This window comes from Nocardioides bruguierae (genome assembly GCF_023554635.1).
Lineage (GTDB): Bacteria > Actinomycetota > Actinomycetes > Propionibacteriales > Nocardioidaceae > Nocardioides > Nocardioides bruguierae.
Genome location: NZ_JAMJPH010000033.1, coordinates 19339 through 29633, shown reverse-complemented (window position 1 = coordinate 29633; position 10295 = coordinate 19339). Strand labels below are relative to the sequence as shown.

Here is a 10295-nt window from a genome sequence, read left to right as displayed (position 1 = left end):
GCGGTCTCGAGGCTCGGCCGTGGCCGGCCTCGCACCTCGACCACCGCTGCGGCGGAGCCGACCAATCAACCGAGCGGCACCGTCCAGCGGAACACCGTGCCCTGGGGGTCGCGGGGGAGCAGGTCGAAGCTGCCGCCGAGGTCGACGGAGCGGGTGCGGGCGTTGCGCAGGCCGCTCTCGTGGTCGGGGGTGCCGGGCCCGACGCCGTCGTCCGCGACCTCGAGCACGAGGAGGCCGTCGGCGCAGTGCAGCAGCACGCTGGTGCGCGACGCCTTGGCGTGGCGGGAGACGTTGGAGAGGGCCTCGCGCAGCACGGGGACGACCTGCTCGGCGACCTCGGGCGAGACCGCGGTGTCGACCGGCCCCTCGATGGTGACCTCGGGGTTGTGGCCGAGCAGGCGGGCGTACTCGCGGGCGAGGGTGCGGGTGCGGGTCTTGAGGGAGGCCTGGCCGTCGCTGGTGAGCTCGAAGATGGTGCCGCGGATGTCGCGGATGGTGTGGTCCAGGTCGTCGACGGCCTTGCCGATCCGCTCCGCGAGCACCGGGTCGTCGGTGCCCATGGAGGCCCCCTGGAGGTGCAGCCCGGTAGCGAAGAGCCGCTGGATGACGGTGTCGTGCAGGTCGCGGGCGATCCGCTCGCGGTCGCCGATGACGGCCAGCTGGGCACGGTCGCTCATGGCCTGCGCGCGGTCGAGTGCGAGCGCGGCCTGGTCGGCGAAGGAGATCAGCAGCTCGCGCTCCTCGGCCTCCAGGGCGTGGGTGTGCTCGTCGAAGAACGTGATCAGCAGCGCCGCCCCCGTCAGGTGCGAGCGCAGCGGCACGACGAGGGCACGGATCGCGCCGACCCGGCACTCCTGCGGGTCCTCCACGGGGCCCTGCACCGACTGGAGCAGCGCCAGCAGCTCGACGCGCAGCGCCTCCTCGTCGTCGACGGTCGCGATGACCGCGGTGTCCGCGGCCTCGGCCGGGTCGTCCTCGGCGTGCACCACCGCGGTGCCGCGGGCCCGGACGACGTGGCTGGCGGCGCGGGCGACGCGCCGCAGCGCCTCGTCGTGCTGCAGCGGCGGCTGGAGCTCGTCGACGAGCTCGGCGGCGGCCTGGAGCCATTGCCGTCGCCGCTCGCCGAGGGTGTAGGCTCGGGCGTTCTCGATGACGAAGCCGGCGGCCGAGGCCAGCGCCTCGACGAGCATCACGTCGGTCTCGGTGAAGTCCTCGCCGCCGTCCTTCTCGGTGAGGTAGAGGTTGCCGAAGATGGTCCCGCGGATGCGGACGGGCACCCCGAGGAACGTCTCCATCGGCGGGTGGTTCGCCGGGAAGCCGTAGGACGCGGCGTGCACGTTGAGGTCGTGCAGCCGCAGCGGCCGCGGGTCCTTGATCAGCAGGCCGAGGATGCCGCGTCCGCGCGGAGGCGCGCCGATGGCGGCCTGGGTCTCGGCGTCCATGCCGTGCACCAGGAACTCGCTGATCTCCCCGTCGGCGCCGACGACGCCGATCGCGCCGTAGCCGGCGTTGGTCAGCTCGCAGGCGGCGCGGACGATCCGCTGGAGCACGCTGGCCAGGTCGAGGTCGCTGGAGATCGCGACGACCGCGTCCAGCAGGGCGTGGGCGTGACCGGTGAGCTCTTTGCGGCGGTGGGGCACGCGCCCAGTCTCACCCATCGCCGGGCTCCGCGGGGCCGGACGGCGCGCGGGCGACGTCAGACGGCGCGGGCCGTGTGACCGTCGAGGGTCTCCATGACGTCCCACCCGTCGCCGAGCCGGCGTCCGGTGATCTCGGTGAGCCGGATGCCGACGTGCAGGTTGCGGTTGCCGGCGGCCCAGGGACGCGGCGGCCAGACCTGCCGGATCGCCTGGAGCGTCGCGGGGTCGGTGATCACCTCGCCGCGGCCGCGCACCAGCACGCTCCAGCCGCGCTGCTGCTGGTGGTCGAAGTGGTCGGTCTCGAAGGCCAGCACCGTGCCGGAGGCGTGCGTGCCCAGCAGCGAGTACGGGCTCGTGCGGACGACGACGCGGTCGGCGACGAGGGAGTAGTTGACCGGGATGATGTGCGGTCCCTCCGGCGTCGAGATGGCGATCCGACCGGTGGAGCCGGCGCGGAGGAGAGCCTCGCTCTCGGACAGGGACAGCTCGATCGACTGGAGCACTGTTCCTCCCCTGGGGTCTTCGGGTTCGTGGCTGGACCGTTCCATGGTCGTCGCGCCGCCACGGCGACACAGGGGCCGATGGTCCCCGGGCGCGGGGACCATGGCGCTTGGTTCCGGGCCGCTCCGGGCCGCTCCGGCGCGCCGCCGGCCGGCCCGGGCACGGGCGATCAGTCGTGCACGCCGTCGAGGTAGACCCAGTGCCCGGCGCGCACCACGAAGCGGCTGCGCTCGTGCAGGCTCCCGGGCCCGGACGCGGCGGAGTACCGCGCCGTGAACTCCACCCAGCCCTCGGCGTCGGCGCCCTCGCCGGTGGTGCCCGCGCCGTGCACCTCCAGGCCGGTCCACGTGGTGGCCGGGTCCGGCTCCAGCGCGGCCGGGTCACGCGGCCTCGTCCGGGGGTGCCAGGTGCGGAACAGGTGGTCGGCGTGGCCGAGGGCGAACGCCGTGTAGCGGCTGCGCATCAGCTGCTCGGGGCCCGTGGCGCGTGCGGCGCCGCGGTGCAGCGGGCCGCAGCAGTCGTCGTAGGTGCGGCCGGTGCCGCAGGGGCAGGGGCCACCGCCGGAGATCACCGGACCAGCCTAGGAGCAGGCCCCGGGGGCGCGGACCCCGGACCCACCCGGCGGGCCGACGACGGCGGGAGGGCGCGTCAAGAGGGGTCTTAGGTCCATGGGAGCCGGGCCCGGTCCGGACCACACTGGAGGCATGAACACCACAGGCCACGAGCACCTCAGCACCCCGGTCTCCGAGCTGGCCGCCGGCGCCATCGTCGTCGGTGTCGACGGCTCGGAGGCCGCCGCCGACGCGCTCGCCTGGGCGACCGGGCAGGCGGTCCTCACCCGCCGTCCGATCTGCCTGGTGAGCGCGTGGAAGCCGGTCAGCAACGTCTGGCTGGCCCAGGCCGGGATCGACCCCGGGCCCATCGAGGAGGAGGTCCGCAAGGCCGCCGAGGGCCTGCTGGACGACGCCGAGGCGACCGTCGCGGAGGTGTCCCCGAGCGTCGAGGTCCACCGCGTCGTCCACGGTGAGGACCCGCGCTCCCTCATGCTCGCCCTCTCCCGCGAGGCGCACATGATCGTGGTGGGCTCGCGCGGGCTCGGGCCGGTGAAGTCGCTGGTCCTGGGCTCCGTCTCCGCCTCGCTCGCGCGGCACGCCGCCTGCCCCGTGGTGGTGCTGCGGCCGCGCACCGAGCCGGTCGACGCCGAGCACCCGCGTGGCGTGCTCGTGGCGGTCGACGGCACCGAGCGCTCGCGCCCGGCCGCCGAGGTCGCGTTCGAGCAGGCCGCCGCACGAGGACTTCCGCTCACGGTGCTGCACTGCCTGCCGTGGGACCGGGGTGCCTCGGGCCAGAAGATGGACGTCCACGACCCGACGGTCGCCGACGTCGCGGCCATGGTGGCCGGCTCGGTGGCCGGGCTGGCGGAGAAGCACCCCGACGTCCCGGTCGGCACCGCCCTGGTGGGCGGCCTGCCGGACGAGGAGGTGCTGCGGGCGGCGCGCGGTCGCGACCTGGTGGTCGTCGGCCACCGGCGCACCGGCCTGATCGACAGCGTGGTCCTCGGGTCGGTCTCCCTCGCCGTCCTCGAGCACGCGGAGGGCGCCGTGATGGTGGTGCCGGGCTGACCGGTCCGGCACCCAGCCAGCCACCCACCACCACGACCAGAGCAGGACGACGGCGGCGCCGGTCGAGCGCCCGGCCCGCCGGCGTCCGGTGCCGCCCCTCGTGAGGGACCTCGCCCGCCGCCGCCCCGTGCGGCCGACGGCACCAGGGGGAGGGGCGCACCCGGGCCCGGCGCCACTCTCCCGGTGCCGGGCCCGCTGGGGCACGAGCCGTGCCTGAGCCCCTGTGCGGCTGTGGAGCCCCGGCGTAGCGTGGCCGACGTGAGCTCCCCGACCTCCGTCACCAGCAGCCCCGCCCCCTCGATCTCCACCCTCGGCGAGCTGCGCGCCTCCGGGCACGTGCTCAAGCCGCTGCGCACCGAGCTGCGCGACAACCTCCTCTCCGCCCTGCGCGAGGGCCGCGACCCGTGGCCCGGGCTGCACGGGTTCGACGGCACCGTGGTGCCGCAGCTGGAGCGGGCGCTCATCGCCGGCCACGACGTCGTCCTGCTGGGCGAGCGGGGCCAGGGCAAGACCCGCCTCCTGCGCACGATGGTCGGCCTCCTGGACGAGTGGACGCCGGCCGTCGAGGGCTCCGAGCTGGGCGAGCACCCCTACGAGCCGATCACCCCGGTGACCCTGCGGCGCGCCGAGGAGCTGGGCGATGACCTGCCGGTCGTGTGGGTGCACCGCTCCGAGCGCTACGCCGAGAAGCTGGCCACGCCCGACACCTCGGTGGCCGACCTCATCGGCGACGTCGACCCGATGAAGGTCGCCGAGGGCCGCTCGCTGGGCGACCCGGAGACCATCCACTTCGGGCTCATCCCGCGCAGCCACCGCGGCATCGTCGCCATCAACGAGCTCCCCGACCTGGCCGAGCGCATCCAGGTCGCGATGCTGAACGTGATGGAGGAGCGCGACATCCAGATCCGCGGCTACGTGCTGCGCCTTCCCCTCGACGTGCTGGTCATGGCCAGCGCGAACCCGGAGGACTACACCAACCGCGGCCGCATCATCACCCCGCTCAAGGACCGGTTCGGTGCCGAGATCCGCACCCACTACCCGCTGGAGCTGACCGACGAGGTGGCGGTGATCCGGCAGGAGGCCGAGCTGGTCGCCGACGTCCCCTCGCACCTGCTGGAGATCCTCGCGCGGTTCACCCGCAACCTGCGCGAGTCCTCCGCGGTCGACCAGCGCTCCGGCGTCTCGGCCCGCTTCGCCATCGCCGGTGCCGAGACCATCGCCGCCGCGGCCCTGCACCGGGCCACCGTCCAGGGCGAGGAGCACGCGGTCGCCCGCGTCGTCGACCTGGAGACGGCCGTGGACGTGCTCGGCGGCAAGATCGAGTTCGAGTCCGGCGAGGAGGGCCGCGAGGCGGAGATCCTCGCCCACCTGCTGCGCAGCGCCACCCACGACACGGTGCGCTCGCTCTTCCGCGGCCTCGACTTCTCCCTGCTGGTGGACCGGCTGGAGTCCGGCGTCATGGTCACCACCGGCGAGCAGGTCACCGCGATCGACTTCCTCTCCGGCCTGCCGGTGCTGGGGGAGTCCGACCTCTACGACCAGGTCTGCGACGCCGCCGAGGCCACCACCGACGGCGAGCGCGCCGCCGCCATCGAGCTGGCGCTGGAGGGCCTCTACCTGGCGCGGCGGGTCAGCAAGGAGTCCGGCGAGGGGGAGACCGTCTATGGCTGATGTCTGGAGCCAGCGACGTGCCTCCCGGTACGGCCGCTACACCGGCGGGCCAGACCCGCTGGCCCCGCCCGTCGACGTCCGCGAGGCGCTGGACGCCATCGGCGAGGACGTCATGGCCGGCTACAGCCCCGAGCGGGCCATGCAGGAGTTCCTGCGCCGCGGCGGGCGCTCCCAGAAGGGCCTGGACGACCTGGCCCGCCAGGTCGCCGACAAGAAGCGCGAGCTGCTCAGCAAGCACAACCTCGACGGCACCATGCGCGAGGTCCGCGAGCTGCTGGACTCCGCCGTGCTCGAGGAGCGCAAGCAGCTCGCGCGCGACGCGATGATGGACGACGACGACCGCGCGTTCCGCGAGATGCAGCTGGACAACCTCTCCCCGTCGCCCTCGGCCGCCGTCAGCGAGCTCTCCTCCTACGACTGGGCGAGCCAGGACGCACGCGAGACCTTCGAGCAGATCAAGGACCTGCTGGGGCGCGAGATGCTCGACCAGCGGTTCGCCGGCATGAAGCAGGCGCTGGAGAACGCCACGGACGCCGACCGGGCGGCCGTGCAGGAGATGGTCGGTGACCTCAACGACCTGCTCCAGAAGCGGGCCGCCGGGGAGGACACCCCTCAGGACTTCGCCGACTTCATGGACAAGCACGGCGAGTTCTTCCCCGAGAACCCGCGCGACCTCGACGAGCTGCTCGACGCGATGGCCGCCCGCGCCGCCGCCGCGCAGCGGATGATGAACTCGATGTCGCCCGAGCAGCGCCAGGAGCTGATGGAGCTCTCGGCCGCCGCCTTCGGCTCGCCCGCCCTCATGGACGCGCTGGCCCAGCTCGACGCCAACCTCCAGGGCCTGCGGCCCGGCGAGGACTGGGGCGGCTCGGAGCAGATGGGCGAGGGCGGCCAGGGTTCGACACAGGGGCTGGGCCTCGGCGACGGCACCGGCGTCTTCCAGGACCTCGCCGAGCTGGACGCGCTCTCGGAGCAGCTCTCGCAGGGCTACGGCGGCGCCCAGATGGACGACGTCGACCTCGAGGCCCTGCGCCGCCAGCTCGGCGACGCGGCGGCCGTCGACGCCCGGACGCTGGCGGAGCTGGAGAAGGCGCTGCAGCGCACCGGCACCCTCGAGCGCGGCTCGGACGGTCAGCTGCGGCTGACCCCGAAGGCGATGCGCCAGCTCGGCAAGGAGCTGCTGCGCGACGTGGCCCAGCGGATGAGCGACCGCTCCGGCCAGCGCGACATGCGCGCGGCCGGCGCCGCCGGCGACCGGACCGGTGGCACCCGGCCCTGGGCGTTCGGCGACACCGAGCCCTGGGACGTCACCCGCAGCCTCACCAACGCCATCGTCCGCGAGGCCGGTGAGCGTGGGGCTCCCGGTGGTCGAGCAGCGAGCGCCGGCGAGCGCACGTCGAGGCCCCGGGTCCGCCTGAAGATCGACGACGTCGAGGTCCAGGAGACCGAGGCGAGGACCCAGGCGGCCGTGGCGCTGTGCGTGGACACGTCCTTCTCGATGGCCATGGACGGCCGCTGGGTGCCGATGAAGCGCACGGCGCTGGCGCTGCAGACGCTGATCGCCTCCCGGTTCCGTGGCGACGACCTGCAGCTCATCACCTTCGGCCGGCACGCGGCCACCACCGAGATCGAGCAGCTCACCGCGCTGGAGCCCGAGTACGAGAAGGGCACCAACCTGCACCACGCCCTGCTCCTGGCGAACCGGCACTTCCGCAAGCACCCCAACGCCCAGCCGGTGCTGCTGGTGGTCACCGACGGCGAGCCGACGGCCCACCTCGAGCCCGACGGCGAGGCCTGGTTCGCCTACCCGCCGCACCCGCTGACCATCGCCTACTCCGTGCGCGAGCTCGACAACGCCCGACGCCTCGGGGCGCAGACCACGTTCTTCCGGCTCGGCGAGGACCCGGGCCTGGCCCGGTTCATCGACCAGATGGCGAACCGGGTCGACGGACGGGTGGTCGCCCCGGAGCTGGACGACCTCGGCGCCGCCGTCGTCGGCTCCTACCTCGGCGGCCGCACGGGCGGCGGTCCGGGCGGCGGTCGCTGGGGTGCCGGCGGGGCGTGGGGCGCCGGCGACCTCGGCTGGGGCCGCGGCTTCTGGGCGGACTGAGCGGCCGGCCACAGCCCCCGGCGCTGTCAGCGCCCTGAGATCAGCGCGAGCCGCGCGGCCAGGTCGGCGATGCCGTCCAGCACCCGCGGCCCGGGGCGGGCCCAGCACCCGTCGGCGTCCACTGCGTGCACGGGGACGCCGGCCGGCAACCGCCCGGCGGCCACCAGCGCGTCCGCCTGCTGCTGCGCCCCGGCCCGGTCGAAGCCGCAGGGCGCGACCACCACGAGGTCCGGGCGGCACCCGGCCACGTCCTCCCACGTGGTGGGCACCGAGCGCTGCCCACGGCGGCCCAGGAGCGGCTCCCCGCCCGCCGCGAGCACCATCTCCGGCAGCCAGTGCCCCGGCGCGAACGGCGGGTCGGTCCACTCCAGCACCAGCACCCGGGGGCGCGCCTCGCGCTGCGCGGGCGACTCGGCGTCCGCTGCCGCCAGTGCTGCGAGGACGGGGTCGAACGAGGCCGCCAGCGCGCTGCCGGCGTCCAGGTAGCGACCGCCGGGGTCGAGCCGCGCCGCGATGGTGAGCACCCCGTCGCGCACGTCGGCCAGCGTGTGCGGGTCGTAGGAGACGACCTCGGCGCGGCAGCCGAGGTGGGCCAGCGCCTCGTCGACGGTGCCGACGTCGAGGGCGCAGACCGCGCAGAGGTCCTGGGTGAGCACGACCAGGTCCCCGGCCCCCGCGTCCAGGTCGGCCAGGGCCCCGGCGTCCAGGTGGTAGAGGTCCTCGCCCGCGGCGGTGGCCTCGCGCACCCAGGCGTCGATCCCGGCCGGGTCCAGGCCCTGCGGCATCGAGGTGGAGGAGACGACGCGACGCGTCCGCGCCTGCGCGGGGTGGTCGCACTCGAACGTCACCCCGACCACGTCCTCGCCCGCGCCGAGCGCGAAGCAGATCTCGGTCGTCGAGGGGAGCAGGGAGACCACGCGCACGCGCTCGACCCTAGAGGGGGTCGACACGGGAGGCCCACAGCAGAACGGGTACGCCCACGGCAGAGCCGCCTGGAGCCCGGCACCCGGCGAGGCGAGCGTGGAGCCATGACCGACGCACCCCCTGTCGCCACGGCCCCGGCCCTGGCCTCCCGCACCGCCGAGGAGCTGCTCGCGCACCGCGTGCTGCTCCTCGACGCACCCCTCGACGACGGCAACGGGGCCCAGCTGATGGCCCAGCTCGCCCTGCTCTCCGCCCAGGACCCCGAGAGCGACATCGCCCTGTGGGTCCACTCCCCGGGAGGTTCGGTCTCCGCGATGCTGGCCATCGCCGACCTCATCGACCTCGTGCCCAACGACGTCGTGACCCTCGGGTTGGGCATGTCGTACTCGGCCGGGCAGTTCCTGCTGTGCTGCGGCACCCCCGGCAAGCGGTACGTGCTGCCGCACGGCAAGGTGCTGCTGCACCAGGGCTCGGCCGGCATCGGCGGCATGGCGCCCGACATCGAGCTGCAGGCCGACGACCTGCGGCGGATGCGCGAGACGGTGCTCGGCGTCATCGCCGAGCGCACCGGCCAGACCCGCGAGCGGGTCTTCGAGGACTCCCTGCGCGACCGGACCTTCGAGGCCGCCGAGGCCGTCGAGTACGGGTTCGCGGACGCCGTCCTGACCGACCTCTCCGCAGCCCTCCCGACGCCCCGCCGATCCGGGCTGGGGCTCCTGGGCGCGGCTCCCGCGGGAGGCGCGCGATGAGCTACGTCCTGCCGAACGTCGTCAGCAAGGGTCCCCGCGGCGACCGGGTGCTCGACGTGTACAGCCGGCTGCTGGAGGAGCGCGTGGTCTACCTCGGCACCGAGGTGGACGACGGCGTGGCCAACGCCCTGATCGCCCAGATCCTGCACCTGGAGGCGGACCGGCCCGACGAGCCGATCCACCTCTACCTCAACTCCGCGGGCGGCTCGATCACCGCGACCTTCGCGCTCTACGACACGATCCGCTACTGCCGCTCGCCGGTCACGACCACGTGCGTGGGTCAGGCGTTCTCGCCGACGGCCCTGCTGCTGGCCGCGGGTGAGCCGGGCAACCGGGCGGTCCTGCCGCACGCGCGGGTGCTGCTGCACCAGCCCTCCGCACAGGGACGAGGCGCGATCCCCGACCTCATCCTCGCCGCCGACGAGGTGCTGGCGGTGCGCGAGGAGCTGGAGCAGGCGCTCAGCCTGCACACCGGGCGCGACGTCGAGCAGCTGCGGCGCGACACCGACCGGGACCGGGTGCTGCGCGCCGACGACATCGTCGCCTACGGCCTGGCGGACCGGGTGATCTCCACCCGCTGAGGCCGTTGCCGACCCCGAGGCCGCGGCGCTTCCGGTGCGTGGACGCGTCAGGCGGCCAGCGCCAGCGTGCCGCGCGGCCGGGTTGCGGCCTGCTGGGCGGCACGCAGGTCGCGCGCGACCTCGGTGGTGAGGTCGAGCAGCGTGAGACCGAGGGCGCCGGCCACCGCGGAGAGCACCTCCGAGGACGGCTCCTTCACGCCCCGCTCGACCTCGGAGAGGTAGGGCAGCGAGACGCCGGCGCGGGCCGCCGTCTCGGCCAGGCGCTCGCCGCGCTCCTGCCGGTGCCGGCGCAGCACGCGGCCACTGGCCTCCCGGAACAGGGGCTCGCGCGCGGCGGGCGCGTGCGGGCCGGACGCCGGGGCCAGGGGCGCGGGTGCGGACGAGGTGGGCGTGGACGGCGTGGCCGCGGGGGCGCTCAGGCGCAGGAGGTCTCCCATGACCCGAGGCTAGGCACGGGCGGACGCCTGGGCGGCGCCGTTCCGCGCAGAGCAGAACGG

General features: G+C 74.8%; 10 protein-coding genes. 5 read left to right on the top strand and 5 right to left on the bottom strand.

Going from position 1 to position 10295, the window contains the following annotated elements; genetic code table 11:
- Positions 1-65: 65 nt before the first annotated feature.
- The 3 genes from M8316_RS17580 to M8316_RS17570 form a co-directional block, all read right to left on the bottom strand.
- Positions 66-1640: a GAF domain-containing sensor histidine kinase gene (locus M8316_RS17580; RefSeq protein WP_250056769.1), complete on the bottom strand. Its 1575-nt coding sequence runs from the start codon at positions 1638-1640 to the stop codon at positions 66-68.
- Between the two features lie 56 nt (positions 1641-1696).
- On the bottom strand, positions 1697-2143 hold the full coding sequence (locus M8316_RS17575; protein WP_250056767.1) for a pyridoxamine 5'-phosphate oxidase family protein: 447 nt from the start codon (positions 2141-2143) through the stop codon (positions 1697-1699).
- Positions 2144-2310: 167 nt separating this feature from the next.
- Complete coding sequence (locus tag M8316_RS17570; protein WP_250056765.1) at positions 2311-2712, bottom strand: YchJ family protein; 402 nt, start codon at positions 2710-2712, stop codon at positions 2311-2313.
- 133 nt (positions 2713-2845) lie between these two features.
- On the opposite strand from M8316_RS17570, the gene M8316_RS17565 reads away from it, so the two are divergent.
- From M8316_RS17565 to M8316_RS17555, 3 genes are all read left to right on the top strand, one after another.
- Positions 2846-3763 carry a universal stress protein gene (locus M8316_RS17565; protein WP_250056763.1) on the top strand — a complete coding sequence of 306 codons (918 nt, stop codon included), beginning with the start codon at positions 2846-2848 and terminating at the stop codon, positions 3761-3763.
- A gap of 258 nt (positions 3764-4021) precedes the next feature.
- Entirely contained in the window at positions 4022-5434 is a 1413-nt protein-coding gene (locus tag M8316_RS17560) for a magnesium chelatase ATPase subunit I (RefSeq protein ID WP_250056761.1), read from the top strand.
- Positions 5427-7544, top strand: a complete 2118-nt coding sequence (locus M8316_RS17555) for a vWA domain-containing protein (protein ID WP_250056759.1) — start codon at positions 5427-5429, stop codon at positions 7542-7544. Before M8316_RS17560 ends, M8316_RS17555 begins: the two co-directional genes overlap by 8 nt.
- Before the next feature lie 26 nt (positions 7545-7570).
- Here M8316_RS17555 and M8316_RS17550 read toward each other — a convergent pair whose 3' ends face one another.
- Positions 7571-8467 (bottom strand): TroA family protein, encoded by an 897-nt coding sequence (locus M8316_RS17550; RefSeq protein WP_250056757.1) that lies wholly within the window; start codon positions 8465-8467, stop codon positions 7571-7573.
- A 105-nt stretch (positions 8468-8572) separates the two neighbouring features.
- Between M8316_RS17550 and M8316_RS17545 the strand changes: the two genes are divergently transcribed.
- Both M8316_RS17545 and M8316_RS17540 read left to right on the top strand, forming a co-directional pair.
- Complete coding sequence (locus tag M8316_RS17545; RefSeq protein ID WP_250056755.1) at positions 8573-9217, top strand: ClpP family protease; 645 nt, start codon at positions 8573-8575, stop codon at positions 9215-9217.
- Positions 9214-9798 (top strand): ClpP family protease, encoded by a 585-nt coding sequence (locus tag M8316_RS17540; RefSeq protein WP_250056753.1) that lies wholly within the window; start codon positions 9214-9216, stop codon positions 9796-9798. Before M8316_RS17545 ends, M8316_RS17540 begins: the two co-directional genes overlap by 4 nt.
- A 47-nt stretch (positions 9799-9845) precedes the next feature.
- Here M8316_RS17540 and M8316_RS17535 read toward each other — a convergent pair whose 3' ends face one another.
- On the bottom strand, positions 9846-10235 hold the full coding sequence (locus tag M8316_RS17535; RefSeq protein ID WP_250056751.1) for a helix-turn-helix domain-containing protein: 390 nt from the start codon (positions 10233-10235) through the stop codon (positions 9846-9848).
- Between the last annotated feature and the right edge of the window lie 60 nt (positions 10236-10295).

Coding starts and splice junctions, on each gene's coding strand:
- M8316_RS17565 (WP_250056763.1), top strand. CDS start 2,846: ATGAACACCACAGGCCACGAGCACCTCAGCACCCCGGTCTCCGAGCTG.
- M8316_RS17555 (WP_250056759.1), top strand. CDS start 5,427: ATGGCTGATGTCTGGAGCCAGCGACGTGCCTCCCGGTACGGCCGCTAC.
- M8316_RS17545 (WP_250056755.1), top strand. CDS start 8,573: ATGACCGACGCACCCCCTGTCGCCACGGCCCCGGCCCTGGCCTCCCGC.
- M8316_RS17540 (WP_250056753.1), top strand. CDS start 9,214: ATGAGCTACGTCCTGCCGAACGTCGTCAGCAAGGGTCCCCGCGGCGAC.
- M8316_RS17535 (WP_250056751.1), bottom strand. CDS start 10,235: ATGGGAGACCTCCTGCGCCTGAGCGCCCCCGCGGCCACGCCGTCCACG.